This is a genomic window from Pelomonas sp. SE-A7 (assembly GCF_030345705.1).
GTDB lineage: Bacteria > Pseudomonadota > Gammaproteobacteria > Burkholderiales > Burkholderiaceae_C > JAUASW01.
In genome coordinates, this window is record NZ_JAUASW010000001.1 from 509,879 (window position 1) to 527,193 (window position 17,315).

Here is a 17,315-nt window from a genome sequence, read left to right on the forward strand (position 1 = left end):
GTTGTCTCTTGCCCAGGTTCAGCCCAGCGCCAGGCTGTCGAACAGCGCGGCGAATTTCTCGACGGTGCGGGTCCGCTCGAACTCGGCGACCCGGTCCAGGCTCATCACGGTCGCGGTGTCTGATTCGATGCCGGTGATGAAGCTTGCCAGGGCCTGGGTGATGGCGGCTTCGTCGTCCAGCGGCGCCAGCGTGCCCACGTTTTCCTGGCGTATCAGGCCGGCGGTATCACCGTCGGCATCGGCCAGCGCGAGGATGGGCCGCCGGGCCCTGAAGTATTCATACAGCTTGGCCGGGACCGCCGGGTTCGAGGTGTAGCCCTGGAAGATCAGCAGGCCGTCGGCGGCCAGCATCTCGCGCAGCGCCGCCTCGTAGGGCAGGCCGGGCTGGAAGTCGACCACCTGCTGCAGGCCCAGCTCGCCGACCAAACCGGCATAGACCTGCTCGACGCCCGAAGCCCGCAGCACCACCCTGAGCGGACGGCTGCCGGCCGGGCGGCTGTCCAGCATCCGGCGCAGGGCCCTGAAGAAATGCGAAGGGTCGCGGTCCGGCGAGGGATAGATGGTGCCGCTGTGCAGCAGCACGATGGGCGCATCAGCGGCTTGCGAGGCAGCCAGACCCGATGCCGGCATGCCGCTGGCAGCGGCCGCGAAAGCGGTCTCGTCGAAGCCGTTGGGCATGACGCGCCAGCGCTCGTGCCTTGCGTCCGGATAGCGGTCCATGCAGATCTTGCGGGCGCCCTCGGTGCAAAAGCTGAGGGCATCGGCATGGGCGGCGGCGCGCCTTTCGATGGCCAGCCGGGCGCGCAGCAGGGCCGGCCAATGCGGCGTCATGACGCCGGTGCGCACATCCTTCTCGACCATGGGATCGCGGAAATCTGCGACCCAGGGCACGCCCGACAGGCGATGCAGGGCATAGCCGATCCAGTGGGCCGTGGCGATCGGGTAGGTACTCCAGATCACCTGGGGACGGTGGCGGCGGATCATGGACAGTCCGGCCGGGATCGCACTGAGTGCCCAGGTCTGCCAGCGGTCAGGCAGGGTCATCCACTTCGGATGGCGGCCGGCGATGGCCAGATGGCGCGTGACGTCCAGAGCCAGGCTGCGGCGCACCTCGACCGTGGGCGGGATCTGGCCCATGCGCTCGTCGCTGGTGGCCGGATAGGCCGAGGGCGAGGCGCTGAGCACCAGCGGCTCCCAGCCGAAGCGCGGCAGGTGGCGGGCCAGCGACAGCGAGCGCTCCAGGCCGCTGCTGGCTTTGATGGGCGGGAAGTGGAAGGCGACCAGCAGGGCCTTATTCGTCATGGTGGGCCGCTTCCTCTTTGGTTTTCTGATCTGTGCTGCGGAGTCTTGCGTGCCAACGCCGGATATAGCCCGCCAGGCGGGCCTTGGGCGTGCGGTTGAACAGCCTCAGGCCCTGGCAGACGTAACTGCCGTTGCGGTCGGACCAGCGCAGTTTGTGGGGCTCGCTGCGGCCCATGAAGTCGAAGCTGATCATGCCCAGGTCACGCAGGCGGCCGAAGGCGTAGTCGTTCAGCAGGTAGCTGGGGCTGAGCTTGTCGAACTCGGCACAGTGGCTGTGCTTGAGGCAGCAGAAGACCTGCTGCCGCATGGTGCCGAAGATATGGGCGATGGGACGTCCCTCGTGCCAGAGCGCGGCGGCGTAGAGCAGCCCGGTTTCCAGCGCATGGGGAAACAGCGCGCGGTAGAAGGCCTCCTGGCGGGGTTGCCGGGTGATGGCCGTGCCGGCTTCGTGCTTCCACGATTGGCGCTCCACCGCCAGCACCAGCTCGATCAGCTCCTGGGCCTGTTCGGGCCGGGTGTATTCGCGGAATTCAATGGGCCCCAGCTTGGCGAACTTGTTGCGTGCCGTGCGCAGCATCTGCAGCACGCTCTTGGAGATGCCGGCCTTGAATTCGTCGGCGCTGGCCCGCAGGGGGAAGTACGGCGATTCCAGCGACTCACCAGGCTGGACGTCGTAGCCGCGCTGGCGCGCCTCGTCCAGGGCCAGGCGGACCGAGGGGTGACCGGCCTTGAGGTTCATGTGCAGGCTGATCCAGCCGGGGAAGGCACGATCGGCACCGCGCAGCAGTGCGGTCCAGACCTGCGGGTCGGCCGACTTCATCAGCGGGGCAATGCGTCCGCAGTACTGGTCGGTGATCAGGCCCAGCACCGGACCCAGGCGGGACTGGGCGGTCTTGACCAGTGGCAGCAGGCCGAGCACCTCGTCGCCACGCCGGGCGACGACCACCCGGCAGTCTCCGGCCTCCGGAAAGGCCCGGCGCAGCGTCTCGAACCAGTCGAAGGCGCCGGTGGCGTCAATGCCCTCGAGTGCCTGCGGCTCTTCCTGGGCCAAACAGTCCCAGGCGCCTTTCAGCGCCAGCAGATCGGTGTGCTCGGTGAGGACCTCGACGACGATGTTCATGGGGGTGACAAGGGGTCCTGTCGCAGCAGGGCTGCCGAGGCCGCGATCTGCTCCCGATCGAGGTCCTGATGGACCGCCAGGCACAGGCAATGCTCGGCCAGGTAGACGGCATCGGCGAGGGTCTGGGCATCGGCCTGTGCCAGTTGCGAGTGCAGGTAGATGCCGAAGGTGTGCAGGGCCACGCCGCGGGCGCGCCACAGGTGGTCACGCTCGTTGCGGCGCTCGACCAGCACCGGAAACACCCAGGGACAGGCGTCAGCCGGTGCGTCCGGGATCAGCGGTTTGACCGGGCCGCTGCCGTCCAGCTGCTCCGCATAGACCTGGTAGTTGGCGCGGCGTCGGCGGGCGATGTCGCGGAAGTCGCTGGCCGCCAGCATGCGGCGCGCCAGCGAAGGCATGGAAGAGGCGACCAGACGCGGCACGAACGGGTAATGGGCCTCGCCGGCCAGCAGGGCGCTTGCATCCGGACCGTCGTCAACCGAGCCGTCCGGTGACGAGGACGTGGTCAGCTTGCGGCCCACGCGCCACTGCTCGATGCGCTGGAACAGCTGCTGCAGGCGCCGGTGCTCGGAGGACTCCAGGGCCTCTTCGAACATGCGCTTGAAATGGACCACACGCTCGCGGCGCGGCGGCGTCAGCCACTCGCTTCGGGCCCTGCGCTCCGGCGAGCGCCACAGGCCGCCACCCACGCCAATAGGGGCGATTTTCCAGAAGCTGTAGACCCGGTAGTCGCTGTCGGCATCGCTGCCGGCGAGCCGCGGCGGATCGCCTTGCAGGAAGGAATGCGACCAATCCTCCAGCAGGGCCACGCCGGTCTGGCGCAGCGGTTGCAGCCAGTCCAGCTCGGTGGCAATGCCGAAGAAGTGGATGAGCAGCACGGCCGCCGTGTCGCTGCCGGCCTTGCTCAGCAGGTCTTCGCGGTCCACCGAGAGGTCGCGGCGGATCCGGTAGAACACCGGCTTCAGGCCGGCCTCCAGCGCCGGGGTCACGCAGCTGGGGCAGTGGTAGCCCGGGATCAGCACCTCGGTGCGACCTTGGGCGGCGATTTCGCGGAAGGCGGCATACAGGGCCGCACGGCCGCTGTAACTCAGCTCCAGCCCGGGTGTGGCAAGCAGCGACTGGCTGGCCGCGTCAGGGCGAGGGCGCAGCAGCGCCGACAAGCTCGGGCTCGGGTGTGCGGCAGGATGCATTCGCGACACCGGGGTCCTCGGCGGCTCGCGCGGCCGCCTCAGGCCAGCTTGGCGGTGACGAAGTCGACCAGCGAGCCGACGGTGGCGAAGGTGGCGCCGTCGATGTCGTCGTCGTCCACGACGATGCCCAGCTGCTCTTCCAGACCGGTGATGAGGCTGACCACGGCCATCGAGTCCAGCTCGGGAATGGCACCCAGCAGGTGGGTGTTGCGGTCGAAGCCGGCGCTGCGGCCGTCCAGGCTCAGGACTTCGTCGAGGATGCGAAGGACGTGGGTCTCGATTTGCATGGGGAACTCTGGGGCGCGCAAGGCGCATTTCTGGCTAGCCGGGCATCTTACCGTCGGGGTCTGGACCCCCCTGGGAGGGGTTGCCCCTCAAATAGAGGTCTTTGCGGCTTGCGTCACAGAGGCTGCGGGGCGGGTGTTGCTTGCTGCGCTACATTGCGGGCTGACCAAGCAAGCTCCCCAAAGTCCGATGTCCGCTCGCAACGACGCCAGCCATCTGCACCACCTGATCCTGCGCAGCGCCGAGCAGACGCCCGAGGCCGCCGCGCTCAGCTACCAGGGCAGCACGCTGAATTACGCCGAGCTGGCGACCCAGGTGCAGGCCATGGCCGCCGCCCTGGTCCAGCTGGGCCTGCCGCGCGCGGCGCGGGTCGGCATCTACCTGGAGAAGCGCTTCGAGACCGTGGTGGCCAGCTTCGCCGCGCCGGCCGCCGGCCTGGTCTTCGTGCCGCTGAACCCGCTGCTCAAGCCCGAGCAGGTCGGCTTCATCCTGCGCGACTGCGAGGTCCAGGTCCTGATCACCTCGCCCGAGCGCCATGGCCTGCTGGGCGAGGAGCTGGCGGCCTGCCCCAGCGTTCGCCATGTGGTGCTGACCGGCGCGCCTTCGGCCCAGGGCCAGGGGCTGCTCGACTGGACCGAGTTGCTGGCCACGCCGGCCGCACCCGGCCACCGCGTGATCGACACGGACATGGCGGCCATCCTCTACACCTCGGGGTCGACCGGCAAGCCCAAGGGCGTGGTGCTGTCGCACCGCAACATGGTGGCCGGCGCCAAGAGCGTGGCCTCGTACCTGGAGAACCGGCCCGAGGACACGCTGCTGGCCGCGCTGCCGCTATCCTTCGATGCCGGTTTCAGCCAGCTGACCACGGCCTTCCACAGCGGCGCCCGCGTCGTGCTCTTGAACTACCTGCTGCCGCGCGACGTGCTCAAGGCGCTGGAGCGCGAGAAAGTCACCGGCCTGACCGCCGTGCCGCCGCTCTACATCCAGCTGACCCAGATGGAATGGCCGGCCGCGATCGACGACAACCTGCGCTACTTCGCCAACACCGGCGGCCGCATGCCCCGCGAGACCCTGGAGGCGTTGCGCCAGCGCGCGCCTTCGGCCAAGCCCTTCCTGATGTATGGCCTGACCGAGGCCTTCCGCTCGACCTATCTGCCGCCGGAGGAGGTCGACCGCCGGCCTGATTCCATAGGCAAGGCCATTCCCAACGCCGAGATCCTGGTGCTGCGCGAGGACGGCAGCGAATGCGCGCCCGACGAGCCGGGCGAGCTGGTGCACCGGGGCGCCCTGGTCGGCATGGGTTACTGGAACGACGCCGAGAAGACCGCCGAGCGCTACAAGCTGCTGCCGGGCCGCGATCCGGGCCTGCAACTGCCGGAATACGCCGTGTTCTCGGGCGACAACGTGCGCAAGGATGGCGAGGGTTTTCTGTACTTCATCGGCCGGCGCGACGAGATGATCAAGACCTCGGGCTACCGCGTGAGCCCGAACGAGGTCGAGGAAATCCTCTACGCCACCAAGCTGGTCGGCGAATGCGTGGCCTTCGGCGTGGAGCATGCCCAGCTGGGCCAGGCCATCCAGGTCATCGCCACGCCGCCCGCCGGCAGCGAGCACCTGGACCAGGGGCTTCTCGCGGCCGAATGCCGCAAGCACATGCCGGCCTACATGCTGCCGGCCGGCATCGAAGAGCGCCCGGGCCCGCTGCCCCGCAATCCCAACGGCAAGATCGATCGCAAGCTGCTGTCCACCGAATGGGCCGCGGCCCAGCCCTGATGTCCGACACCCCCATGCTTCCCCGCAAGGCGCCGGTTCATGCGCCCATGTCCCAGTTCCGCGTCGAGCGCGGCGAGCTGATCGTCGGCGGCCTGCCGCTCTCTACGCTTGCCGCCCGAGTCGGCCAGACGCCGTTCTATGCCTATGACCGCGGCCTCTTGAGGCAGCGCGTGGCCGAGCTGCGGGCCGCGCTGCCGGCGGCCGTCAAGCTGCACTACGCGATGAAGGCCAACCCGATGCCGGCCGTGGTCGGCCTGATGGCGGGCCTGGTCGACGGCATAGACGTGGCCTCGGCGGGCGAACTCAAGATCGCCCTGGATGCCGGTGCCGACGTGGCCGAGGTCAGCTTTGCCGGTCCAGGCAAGCGCGAGGCCGAGCTGCGCCAGGCCGTGGCGGCCGGCGTGCTGCTGAACATCGAATCCTTCCGCGAAGTCGAGCTGCTCGCCGGTATCGCCAAGGAGCTGGGCCAGCCGGCCCGCGTGGCTGTGCGTGTCAATCCGGACTTCGAGCTCAAGGGGTCGGGCATGCGCATGGGCGGCGGGCCCAAGCAGTTCGGCGTCGATGCCGAACAGGTGCCCGAGCTGCTGCAGCGCATTGGCGAACTGGGCCTGGCTTTTGAAGGCTTCCACCTGTTTGCCGGCTCGCAGAACCTCAAGCATGAGGCGATCTGCGAGGCCCAGCAGAAGTCCTACGAACTGGCCCTGCGACTGGCGGCCCATGCGCCTTCGCCGGTGCGCTTCCTCAACCTGGGCGGCGGCTTCGGCATTCCCTATTTCCCGGGCGAGGAGCGGCTGGACCTGGCCCCGATAGGTGCCAATCTGCAGCAGCTGCTGGACCGGGCCAAGGCCGAGATGCCCGAGGCCCATCTGGTGATCGAGCTGGGCCGCTATTTCGTCGGCGAGGCCGGCGTCTATGTGACGCGGGTACTGGATCGCAAGATCTCGCGCGGCACGGTCTTCCTGGTCACCGACGGCGGCCTGAACCACCATCTGTCGGCATCCGGCAATTTCGGCCAGGTGGTGCGCAAGAACTACCCGGTCACCATCGGCAACCGGGCCGATGCCGCCGAGCGCGAGACCGCCTCGGCCGTGGGCCCGCTGTGCACGCCGCTGGACCTGCTGGCCGACAAGATGGACCTGCCGGCCGCCCGCGAGGGCGACCTGCTGGTGGTGTTCCAGTCCGGGGCCTATGGCGCCAGCGCCAGCCCGCAGGACTTCCTGGGGCATGCCGGCGTGGTCGAGGTGCTGGTCTAGGCTAGCCGGCGCCTCAGGCGATCTTCACTGCCAGCAGCGGCTTGAGGGGGGTCATGCCCACGATCAGGCAGCGGTACATGGGGTCGTAATACATGCCGCGCAGGCTGTTGCACTTGGTCGGCGCCTGGCCGGTCATGACCTTCTCGGCGGCCACGGCGCTGGTCGTGCCGCTCATCTTCAGCGTCGCGACCACGACGGTCGAGATGTTGGGATCGGTGCGGATCGAGTCGTTGTTGAACGCGCCCTCGGTGATCCAGAGCGTCAGATAACAGCCCAGCGGCTCTATCCACTCCACGCCATAGCACTGCAGCGCGGTCGGCAGCGTGTAGCCGCTGACCGTCACCTTGCTGCGCACGCCGGTCGCCAGGTCGCAGCTCTCCACGGCCCAGCCGCCGGTGCTGCTGGGGCCCACGTGCAGGCTGTACTTGCCATCGGGGCTGACCGCCAGCCGGGTGCTGGGCATGGCGAGATTGCCGCCACCCACCACGCTGTAGCTGTTGGTCGCGAAGCTGTACTTGCGCATGGCCTGCTCATGCGGCCAGTAGTAGATGGTCGAGCCATCCGGGCTGAGCGCGCGCGGCGTGTTGGCCTCCTGCGCCACGCCACCTATGGTCGGGATGTCGGCGTAGTACTTGGGTGCCCGCCAGGGGCCCTTGCGGGGATGGCCGGCCACGTCTCGGAAGTTCAGGCCGGGCCCGGACATGGTGATGCCGTCGGCCGAGCTGGCCGTACCGGCAATGCCGAACACGACGAACTCGTCGCGGGCGTCAACGTACATGGTGTTCCAGTACGCATGGGCCGAGTAGGGCTTGTTGTCGAACGGGAAATAGGCCTGCGTCTTGAACTTGTCGGTCAGCAGGGCCCAAGCGCGCCTTTCGACTTCGGGCGTGGCCGGGTTGACGATCTCGATGTCCGGCTGCTCCTTGTGCAGGTTCCAGCGGGTCAGCATGTTGATGGTGGTGGCGGCGTGGCCACCGCCGAACATCCAGAGCTCGTGGTTCTTGCGGCTGTAGACCGGGCCGGAATAGTCCCACAGGGCCAGGTAGCTTCGCGACGGACCGGGGTCGACGTCGGTGATGCGCGGTGCCAGGCCCGTGCCATCGGTGCGAATGCTGTCCAGCCAGGCGGTGCCGGGAATCTCGGTCCAGCGCCAGGCCGTGGTGGGTATCCAGCCGGGAAGGTAGCGGGTCCGCCCGCCGCGCAGCGTGTCGGTGCGCGGCGTGGGCGGCGTGAAGTCACCGGCCCATTCATAGGGCGCATCGTTGACGGCCGGCACGCCGTTGACCGGCTCGCCGGTGTATTCGCCGGTATTGGCCAGCGACGCCACCGGCACCTCGGTATTGTTGGGATAGCTGGTGACGAAGGCCGTGGCCCGGGCCGTGTCCGCGGCCACCAGGTTGTTGCGTATCACCGAGCTGACCGGGATCTGGATGCCGGCGCCGCTGAGCAACTGCGTGGGCGTGCCGGTGGGATAGACGTTGATCAGCGGCTTGTCGCTGCCGTCCGGCGCGCGGCCGTTGTACTTGCGCAGCGTGTTCTGCGCGAGCAGCAGCGAATGCGAAGTCAGCGACGGGTCGGGGTTGGTGTCGACTCCCTGCTGGTACTGGTCCTCGCCATAGCGCAGGCAGTTGCCGTCGTTGTTGTTGCTCAGTGAGCCATAGTGGTTGACGACATTGCCGGTGATCACCACCACGCCGCCATTGGGCGTGTTGATGTTCTGGGCGCAGCCACCGGTGCCGTCGCTGAACATCTGCACGTCCAGCATGCAGCCCTGGACCGTCGTGGCCCGGCTGCGGGACTTGATCGCATGGCCCATGCCGGCTTGCGGATAGCCCTGACCCGGCGTCTTGCGAAAGGTACAGCCCAGGATGTAGGTCAGGGCGTTGCGGCCGGTGTAGATGTCGTGGCGCAGGCCCTGCGGATCGCTGTTGTCCTCGAACACGCTGTAGCGCACATAGGTGCTCAGGCCGTAGTGGGTCTCCTGCGTGTGGATGCCGTCTATGCACTGCCAGAACTTGCAGTACTCGACCGTCAGCGTGGCCGCGGGATAGGTGCCGTTGGCATTGCTGACCGTGGTCCAGATGGCAGCACCCGTGCGGCTCTCGACCTGAGGCGGGCGGGCGCCCCGGAAGTGCAGGCCGCGGACCGTCAGGTTGCGGCAGCTCTGGCCCATGGTCAGCAGCTGCGGTTGGCCGCCGCTGAGCATGCTGACCATCCAGTAGCGGCTGTAGTCCAGCACCATGGGCTGGCCGGGCGTTTCCCATTCGATGGTGAGATCGACCAGCACGCCTGTTTGCACGCCGCCCATGTTGTTGACAAGCGTGGTGTTGCCCGGGTCGGTGGTGGCATAGACCACGTAGGTGCCGCCGGTGGCCTTGACCACGTCGCCGGACTGCCAGCCGCCCTGGTCCTTGACCTGCTGCAGCGTGGCATAGCGGCCGATGGTGGTGCTGCCGCGGACAAGCCTGAACGGCGTCGCTGAACCTGGCGTCGCTGCCGTCGCGGCATAGGCAAAGGCCGTGGGATTGGTCAGCCCGCCGTCATTGGTCAGCGAGATGGACTTGCTGCCGCTGGAGCCGGGCGCGTACAGGAAGCTGGCCGTGGGCCGGGCGGCCGTGAGGTAGACCGAGCCGTAGTCGCCTTCCTGGCTCAGCGAAGACCAGAACTGCCCGCCCGCGCCGTCGCTGGGGGTGATGCGGACCCGGCTGCCCACCGGAACCGAGCAGGACACGGTGAACAGCGAGGAGAGCGACTTTTCCAGCCCTTCGGTCGGCCCGACCAGCTGCAGCTGGCCGGCTGGTGCCGGTGCCGGTGCTGGCGTCGGTACGGGCGCCGGGGCCGGATCCGGCGTCGGCGCAGGTGCTGGACTGGGCGCTGGCGTCGGGGCGGGACTGGGGGCCGGCGAGGTGACGCTGGAGCCGTCGGCTCCACCACCGCCACAGCCGCCGAGCACGGTTCCCTGCAGGCTGGCAAGGCTCAGCAGAAATCGGCGGCGATCGAGTTCGGTCATGCTTCAGGAAACGGCAAGGCAGGGCAGGGCGGCCGACCATTCGACGCGCCGGGAGGGAGCTTACGGGAAGCCGCTAGACCGAGATGTAAGCGATGTTTGTGACAGGGCCTTCGACGGCCCGCCTCAAAGCGACAGACCCTTGAGGTAGTCGCGGAAGCCGGCACCCAGCTGCGGATGGGCCAGAGCCAGCTCCACATTCGCTTGCAGGAAGCCTTCCTTGCTGCCGCAGTCGTAGCGCTTGCCGTCATAGCGGTAGGCAAACACCTTCTCGCGGCGCAGCAGGCCGGCAATGCCGTCGGTCAGCTGGATCTCGCCACCCACGCCGCGCGGCTGGTTGGCAATCTCGTGGAACACGCCCGGCGTGAGGATGTAGCGGCCGGCCACGCCCAGGCGGGAGGGCGCGGCCTCGGGAGCGGGCTTCTCGACGATGCGGTCCACGTCGACCAGCTTGTCGTTGACCGCGCTGCCGGCCACGATGCCGTAGCGGCGGGTGTGCTCGGCCGGCACTTCCTGCACGGCCAGGATGGAGGCCCGCCATTCACCGTATTGCTCGACCATCTGCTTGAGGATGGGGGTTTCTCCGACCATCAGGTCGTCGGCCAGCAGCACGGCGAACGGCTCATTGCCGACCAGGCGCTGTGCGCACAACACGGCATGGCCCAGACCCAGGGCCTGGGCCTGACGCACATAGATGCATTCCATGTCTTCGGGCTTGACGCTGCGCACCACTTCCAGCAACTCCGCCTTACCCGCCTGTTCAAGGGCTACCTCCAGCTCGAAGGTCATGTCAAAGTGGTCCTCGATCGGTCGCTTGTGGCGGCCGGTGACGAAGATCATCTCGCGGACGCCGGCTGCATAGGCCTCCTCGACCGCATACTGAATCAACGGCTTGTCGACCACCGGCAGCATTTCCTTGGGCTGGGCCTTGGTGGCCGGCAGGAAGCGCGTGCCCAGGCCTGCCACAGGGAATATTGCTTTCGTGACCGAATTGCTGAATGCCATGCCGGATTGCCTGTTGAATGGATTGCAGGGCATTGTTGCACGCAGCCTCCTGCGTGCTGTGTCTGTGGACGTGGGGTTTGTCGCGGCATGAGCCTTCTGATCGTCGAGCCGCTGGAAGCGGAAGTGATGCAGTGGCTGGCCGAGCGCCATCCGGTGCACTACGCCCCGGACCTGGCCACCGAACCCCATCAATTGCGCGAGGCCCTGCACCAGGTGCAGGCCGTGGTGCTGCCGCCCTCGGTGGCGGTGGATGCGCCGCTGCTGCGCGCCGCGCCGCGGTTGCGGGTGGTCGGCCGCATGAGCGGCGGAGCCGAGAACATCGACGCCGAGGCCTGCCGGGCCGCGCGGGTCGAGGTGGTGCGCAGCCTGACGGCCACGGCCTCGGCCGAGGCGGAGTTCGTGGTTGGCGCCTTGCTGGCCCTCCTGCGCAGGGTGCCGGTGCTGTCGAGCGACGGCATGCTGGTCGGCCGCGAACTGGGCTGCGCCACCATAGGCCTCATAGGCATGACGCCGGCGGCCCGCATGCTGGCCCAGCTGCTGCCGGTGTTCGGTACCCGGGTCGTCGGCTACGACCCCAGCCTGCACCAGAGCGACCCGATCTGGACCCAGTGGGGCATAGAGCCCTTGCCGCTGCGCGAGCTGATGGAGCTGAGCGACGGCACGGCCTTGCTGCTGGGCTATTTCCAGCGCTACCGCGGCCTGCTGGGCGAGCGGGTGCTGGGCTTTGCCAAACATGGCCAGGTCCTGGTCTGCACCGCCCATTCGGCCCTGGTGGACGACACGGCCCTGGCCCGCGTGCTGCAGGAGGGCCGCATCCTGGCGGCGTGGTTCGACACCATGGAGCCGGGTCTGCTGGATGCCGACCGGCCGCTGCACGGCATTGCCGGGCTCCAGGTCACGCCGCGCCTGGCCGGCACGACCAAGGAGTCGCGCACCCGGGCGGCCTGGGGCGTGGCCCGGCGCATCGACGAGCTGCTCGGGGCCACGCCGGAGCCGCAGGCCGAATTCCGCTCTACTTTCCCAGCCGAGCTGCCTGATCCTTCAGACGAGCCACGGTGGCGGTAAACCGCTTCAGCGGTTCAGCAACTGACTCAACTGTGCGCGCAAGCGCGTCACGGTATTGCTAAATTCATTCACGCGCTGACGCTCCAGGGCCACCACGGCCTCCGGCGCGCGCGCCACGAAGCTCTCGTTGCCCAGCTTGGCCTCGGCTTTGCTGATCTCGCCTTCCAGGCGGGCGATCTCCTTGCCCAGGCGGGCCTTCTCGGCCTCGACGTCGATCTCGACCTTCAGTGCCAGGCGCGCATCGCCATGGACCAGCACCGGCGACATCGAGCTGGCGGCCTGGAAGGCGGCCTCGTCGTCGATGATCTGGACCTCGGCCAGCTTGGCCAGGGTCTTCAGGATGGCCGCGGATTCCTTGATGAAGCCGGTGTCGCCACCGACCAGCAGGGGCACGCGGTCTGACGGCGACAGGCCCATCTCGCTGCGCAGGCTGCGGCAGGTGCCGACCACGGCCTTGAGGTTGTTCATCCAGGCCTCGGCCTGGGTGTCGATGCGCTCGGGCACGGCCACCGGGTAGGCGGCGGTCACGATGTAGTCCGTGTCCTTGCGGCCGGCGATGGGGGCCACCACCTGCCACAGAGCTTCGGTGATGAAGGGCGCCACCGGGTGCAGCAGGCGCAGCGTGGTTTCCAGCACGCGGATCAGCGTGCGGCGGGTGGCGCGCTGCTGGCTCTCGTCGCCGGTCTGGATTTGCACCTTGGCGATCTCCAGGTACCAGTCGCAGTACTCGTTCCAGACGAAGTCGTAGATGGCGCCGGCCACGTTATCGAGACGGTAGTCGGCAAAGCCCTGGGCCACGGCCTGCTCGACCCGCTGCAGCTCGCTGACGATCCATCGGTCGGCCTGGCTGAACTGGTTGTAGCCGGGCGGGCACTGGCCCTTTTCATGGGCCAGGCCGCAGTCCTGGCCTTCGGTGTTCATCAGCACGAAGCGGGTGGCGTTCCACAGCTTGTTGCAGAAGTTGCGGTAGCCCTCGCAGCGCTTGGAGTCGAAGTTGATCGAACGGCCCAGCGTGGCCATGGAGGCAAAGGTGAAGCGCAGCGCATCGGCGCCGTAGCCGGGGATGCCTTCGGGGAATTCCTTCTCGGTGGCCTTGCGCACTTTGGGCGCGTTCTCGGGCTTGCGCAGGCCGGTGCTGCGCTTGTCCAGCAGCGGGGCCAGCTCGATGCCGTCGATCAGGTCGACCGGGTCCAGCACATTGCCTTCCGACTTGCTCATCTTCTTGCCCTGTGCATCCAGCACCAGGCCGTGGATGTAGACATGCCTGAAGGGCACCTTGCCGGTGAAATGCTTGGTCATCATGATCATCCGGGCGACCCAGAAGAAGATGATGTCGTAGCCGGTGACCAGCACCGAGGAGGGCAGGAACAGGTCCTGCTCCAGCGTCTTCTCGGGCCAGCCCAGGGTGGAGAAGGGCACCATGGCCGAGGAGAACCAGGTGTCCAGCACGTCCTCGTCGCGGGTCAGCGTCTTGCCCGGGGCCTTGGCTTGCGCTTCGGCTTCGGTGCGGGCGACGTAGACCTTGCCGTCCTCGTCGTACCAGGCCGGAATCTGGTGGCCCCACCAGAGCTGGCGCGAGATGCACCAGTCCTGGATGTTCTTCATCCACTGGTTGTAGGTGTTGACCCAGTTCTCGGGCACGAACTTCACTTCGCCCGAGGCGACCACCTCGATGGCCTCCTCGGCAATGCTCTTGCCGTTGGCGCCGGCCTTGCTCATGGCCACGAACCACTGGTCGGTCAGCATGGGCTCGATCACCTGGCCGGTGCGGGCGCAGCGCGGGACCATCAGCTTGTGTTTCTTGACCTCGACCAGCAGGCCTTGCTCTTCCAGCTGGGCCACGATCTGCTTGCGGGCGACGAAGCGGTCCAGGCCCTGCAATGAAGGCGGAATCCCGATCTGGTCTGCCATCGGATAGCCGCTAGAAACCGGGCCAACTTTGCCACCACCTGAGTGTGGTGCAACATAGTTCTCCCAACCTTCCTCCGCACCAGGAGCGTTGTTGTCGATGACCTTTGCTTCTTTTGTGAAGATGGTCAGCATCGGCAGGCTGTGGCGGACGCCGACCTGGTAGTCGTTGGTGTCATGGGCCGGCGTGACCTTGACGACGCCGGTACCGAATTCCTTGTCCACGTAGTCGTCGGCGATCACCGGCACCAGGCGGCCGGTGATGGGCAGTCGGACCTGCTTGCCGATCAGATGCTTGTAGCGCTCGTCCTCGGGGTGGACCATCACGGCCGTGTCGCCCAGCATGGTCTCGGGTCGGGTGGTGGCCACGACCAGCGATTCCGTGCCTTCGGCCAGCGGATAGCGGATGTGCCACAGCGAGCCGTCTTCTTCCTCGCTCTCCACTTCCAGGTCGGACACGGCCGACTTCAGGATCGGGTCCCAGCTGACCAGGCGCTTGCCGCGGTAGATCAGGCCTTCGTCGAACAGCTTGACGAAGGTGTCGACGACCACGGACGAGAGCTTCTCGTCCATGGTGAAGTACTCATGCTCCCAGGAGACCGAGTCGCCTATGCGGCGCATCTGGCGCGTGATCGTGTTGCCGGATTCCTGCTTCCACTCCCACACGCGGGCGACGAAGTTCTTGCGGCCCAGGTCATGGCGGTTCTGGCCCTTTTCCTGCAGCTGGCGCTCGACCACGATCTGCGTGGCGATGCCAGCATGGTCGGTGCCCGGCACCCATAGCGTGTTCTGGCCGCGCATCCGGTGGTAGCGGGTCAGCGAGTCCATGATGGTCTGGTTGAACGCATGGCCCATGTGCAGTGTGCCGGTCACGTTGGGCGGCGGCAGCTGGATGCAGAAGGACTCGCGGCTGGCGTCCAGCGTCGGCTTGTAGAGGCCCTGTGACTCCCACAGCGGGCCCCAATGGGCTTCAAGGGCGGCGGGTTCGAAGGACTTGGCAAGTTCGGTCATGGCGCGCGGGCGGCCTCAGGGGGCCGCCGGTGGTCAGGGCTACGGGGGAGGGGCGATTGTAGAGGCGCGCTCCTGCAGCGATACAAAACGAAACCCGGCGATACCGCGCTGAGATGCCCCGGGGAGCCGGTCCCGGAATCATCCGTTCCATCCCGACCGCAAACCCACAAGGATTGAGCGATGCGCTTCCTCGGAATGAACCTGTTCCACCGCTGGCACCACCACCATCACCTGCACGGCCACCATGGCCATGGCCGCCACCACCACGCCCGGCTGCTCGGTCGCCAGGCCGATGCGCTGGACTACCTGGCCGGGCACCTGGACCTGAACCAGGCCCAGCAGGCCTTGCTGGACCAGCTCCAGCTGCAGCTGATGCGGCAGCGCCGCGAGCTGCGCAGCACCTTGTCGCTGGCCGGACTGGAGCCGCTGGTGGCCAGCGAGAGCTTCGACCGCGAGGCCGCCCGGCGGCTGCTGGCCAGCCAGCTGGACAGCCTGCACCAGGCCGGTCCGGCCCTGGTCGAGGCGGCGGCCGATTTCTTCGACAGCCTGGACTTCGAGCAGCAGCAGGCCCTGCGTTTCCTGCTGCGGGTGCGCAGCGGCCGCCGGGCACAATGAAGCGATGCACCGCCTGCTGCTGATCGACGACGACGAGGCCCTGTCGGGCCCGCTGGCCCAATACCTGCGCCGTTTCGACTTCGAACTCGAGTCCGTGACCCGGCCCAGCCAGGCGCTGCAGCGCCTGGGCCGCCAGCGCTTCGATGCGCTGATCTTGGACGGCATGCTGCCCGAGATGGACGGCTTCGAGTTCTGCAAGCGCCTGCGCTCCGGCAGCGAGCCCTGGAAGGACATGCCCGTGCTGATGCTGACCGCCCGCGGCGACCTGACCGACCGCGTGGTCGGCCTGGAGCTGGGCGCCGACGACTACCTGGCCAAGCCCTTCGAACCGCGTGAGCTGGCGGCGCGGCTGCAGACCATACTGCGCCGCACCCGCTTCGCACCTGCGGCGCCCAGCAGCGAGTTGCTGTTCGAGGGCCTCAGCATCGATTCGGTGCGGCGCGAAGTCCGCCAGGCCAGCGGCGAGGCCATCGAGCTGACCAGCACCGAGTACGAGCTGCTCCTGATGCTGGCCCGCGAGCCGGGCCGGGTGTTCTCGCGCGACGAGATCCTCAACAAGCTGCGCGGCCAGGAGGCCGAGCTCTACACCCGGGCGGTGGACATCCTGGTCAGCCGGCTGCGCCGCAAGCTGGAGCCGCTGGAGGCCCTGAAGACACTGCGCAATGCGGGCTACTGCTTCGCGCTGCCCGCGAGGTCGGCATGAGAGCCGAACGAGCCCTGCAACATCGGGCGATGAAGCGCCGCTTCAAGCGGCGCATGGAGCTGAACCGCAAGCGCTCCTTGATGTGGCGGCTGCGGGCCCGCCAGCGTTGGCATGAGCGCTGGCATCGCCACCATGCGCAATTCAAGCACTCGGTCGGCGCACGGCTGATTGCGGTCTTCGTCTCGCTGGCCGTGTTGGGTGGCTTGATCCTCTATGGGGCGCAGGAGGGCCAGGTCGGGGCCTGGACCGCCGGGGCCTTGCTGCTGCTGGTGATTGGCCTGGCCTTCGGTGCCATACGCCGCATGCTGCGGCCACTGCGCGCCTTGGCCGCCGGAGTCGAGGCCTTCGGCCGCGGCGAGCTGGACCACCGGATCCGCTATTTCCACCGCGACGAACTGGGCGACCTGGCCCACCGCTTCAACCAGATGGCGGCCGACATCCAGGCCATGCTGGATGGCAAGCGGGCTTTGCTACTGGCCATGAGCCATGAGCTGCGCAGCCCGCTGACCCGGGCCCGGCTGCATGCCGAGCTGATCGAGGACGGCGATTCCAAGCAGGGCCTGCTCAAGGAGCTGGCCGAGATGCGCGACCTGATCCAGGCGCTGCTGGAGAGCGAACGCCTGGGCGGCGGCCACAGCGCCCTGCAGCTGCGCGACTGTGATCTGGCGGCCCTGGTGCGCGATTCGGTCGGCGAGGAGGTGGCGCTGCGCATCGAGCCCGGCCTGCCGCTGCTGCGCCTGGATCCCATGCGCATCCAGCTGCTGCTGCGCAACCTGGTGGGCAATGCGCTGCGACACAACGATGCGGCGCAGGGGCCGGTGCTGGTTTCGCTGAGCCGCGCGGGGCAGGGCGTGAGGCTGGCCGTGCGTGACCATGGCCCCGGCGTGCCGCCGGAGGCGCTGTCGCAGCTGGGTGAACCCTTCTATCGCCCCGACGCCGCCCGCAGCCGCAACGAGGGCGGTGTGGGGCTGGGTTTGAGCTTGTGCAAGCTGGTGGCCGTGGCCCATGGCTCGCGGCTGGAGTTGCGCAATGCCGATCCGGGTTTCGAGGCGGCGCTGACGCTGGGCTGAACGGGTAC

13 protein-coding genes are annotated in these 17,315 nt (G+C 67.9%); 6 read left to right on the forward strand and 7 right to left on the reverse strand.

The features are described from left to right. Positions 1-18 precede the first annotated feature (18 nt). From QT382_RS02325 to QT382_RS02340, 4 genes are all read right to left on the reverse strand, one after another. A complete protein-coding gene (locus QT382_RS02325; protein ID WP_289252433.1) occupies positions 19-1,302 on the reverse strand; it encodes a glycosyltransferase in 1,284 nt (427 codons plus the stop codon). Next, a complete protein-coding gene (locus QT382_RS02330; protein WP_289252434.1) occupies positions 1,292-2,422 on the reverse strand; it encodes a GNAT family N-acetyltransferase in 1,131 nt (376 codons plus the stop codon). Before QT382_RS02330 ends, QT382_RS02325 begins: the two co-directional genes overlap by 11 nt. Beyond that, positions 2,419-3,582, reverse strand: a complete 1,164-nt coding sequence (locus QT382_RS02335; RefSeq protein ID WP_289252435.1) for a DegT/DnrJ/EryC1/StrS family aminotransferase — start codon at positions 3,580-3,582, stop codon at positions 2,419-2,421. The genes QT382_RS02330 and QT382_RS02335 overlap by 4 nt, the downstream gene beginning before the upstream one ends. Before the next feature lie 68 nt (positions 3,583-3,650). After that, a complete protein-coding gene (locus tag QT382_RS02340; protein WP_289252436.1) occupies positions 3,651-3,899 on the reverse strand; it encodes a phosphopantetheine-binding protein in 249 nt (82 codons plus the stop codon). A gap of 187 nt (positions 3,900-4,086) precedes the next feature. Between QT382_RS02340 and QT382_RS02345 the strand changes: the two genes are divergently transcribed. Together QT382_RS02345 and QT382_RS02350 are read left to right on the forward strand one after the other, a co-directional pair. After that, positions 4,087-5,670 (forward strand): acyl-CoA ligase (AMP-forming), exosortase A system-associated, encoded by a 1,584-nt coding sequence (locus QT382_RS02345; RefSeq protein WP_289252437.1) that lies wholly within the window; start codon positions 4,087-4,089, stop codon positions 5,668-5,670. Between the two features lie 14 nt (positions 5,671-5,684). After that, positions 5,685-6,923: a pyridoxal-dependent decarboxylase, exosortase A system-associated gene (locus QT382_RS02350; protein WP_289252438.1), complete on the forward strand. Its 1,239-nt coding sequence runs from the start codon at positions 5,685-5,687 to the stop codon at positions 6,921-6,923. Positions 6,924-6,936: 13 nt separating this feature from the next. On the opposite strand, the gene QT382_RS02355 is transcribed toward QT382_RS02350, so the two are convergent. Beyond that, positions 6,937-9,933 carry a hypothetical protein gene (locus QT382_RS02355; protein ID WP_289252439.1) on the reverse strand — a complete coding sequence of 999 codons (2,997 nt, stop codon included), beginning with the start codon at positions 9,931-9,933 and terminating at the stop codon, positions 6,937-6,939. Between the two features lie 123 nt (positions 9,934-10,056). After that, positions 10,057-10,935: a UTP--glucose-1-phosphate uridylyltransferase GalU gene (gene galU / locus QT382_RS02360; protein WP_289252440.1), complete on the reverse strand. Its 879-nt coding sequence runs from the start codon at positions 10,933-10,935 to the stop codon at positions 10,057-10,059. Between the two features lie 87 nt (positions 10,936-11,022). Here galU and QT382_RS02365 point away from each other — a divergent pair, with 87 nt between their 5' ends. Beyond that, positions 11,023-12,000 (forward strand): NAD(P)-dependent oxidoreductase, encoded by a 978-nt coding sequence (locus tag QT382_RS02365; protein WP_289252441.1) that lies wholly within the window; start codon positions 11,023-11,025, stop codon positions 11,998-12,000. Positions 12,001-12,006: 6 nt separating this feature from the next. Here QT382_RS02365 and QT382_RS02370 read toward each other — a convergent pair whose 3' ends face one another. After that, entirely contained in the window at positions 12,007-14,919 is a 2,913-nt protein-coding gene (locus tag QT382_RS02370) for a valine--tRNA ligase (RefSeq protein ID WP_289252442.1), read from the reverse strand. A gap of 180 nt (positions 14,920-15,099) precedes the next feature. On the opposite strand from QT382_RS02370, the gene QT382_RS02375 reads away from it, so the two are divergent. Genes QT382_RS02375 through QT382_RS02385 form a run of 3 tightly spaced genes read left to right on the forward strand, consistent with a single transcriptional unit; the run spans position 15,100 to position 17,307 of the window. Then, positions 15,100-15,534 carry a Spy/CpxP family protein refolding chaperone gene (locus tag QT382_RS02375; RefSeq protein WP_289252443.1) on the forward strand — a complete coding sequence of 145 codons (435 nt, stop codon included), beginning with the start codon at positions 15,100-15,102 and terminating at the stop codon, positions 15,532-15,534. Between the two features lie 4 nt (positions 15,535-15,538). Continuing rightward, positions 15,539-16,237 carry a response regulator transcription factor gene (locus tag QT382_RS02380; RefSeq protein ID WP_289252444.1) on the forward strand — a complete coding sequence of 233 codons (699 nt, stop codon included), beginning with the start codon at positions 15,539-15,541 and terminating at the stop codon, positions 16,235-16,237. Beyond that, a complete protein-coding gene (locus tag QT382_RS02385) occupies positions 16,234-17,307 on the forward strand; it encodes a sensor histidine kinase (protein WP_289252445.1) in 1,074 nt (357 codons plus the stop codon). The genes QT382_RS02380 and QT382_RS02385 overlap by 4 nt, the downstream gene beginning before the upstream one ends. The last annotated feature ends 8 nt before the right edge of the window (positions 17,308-17,315 follow it).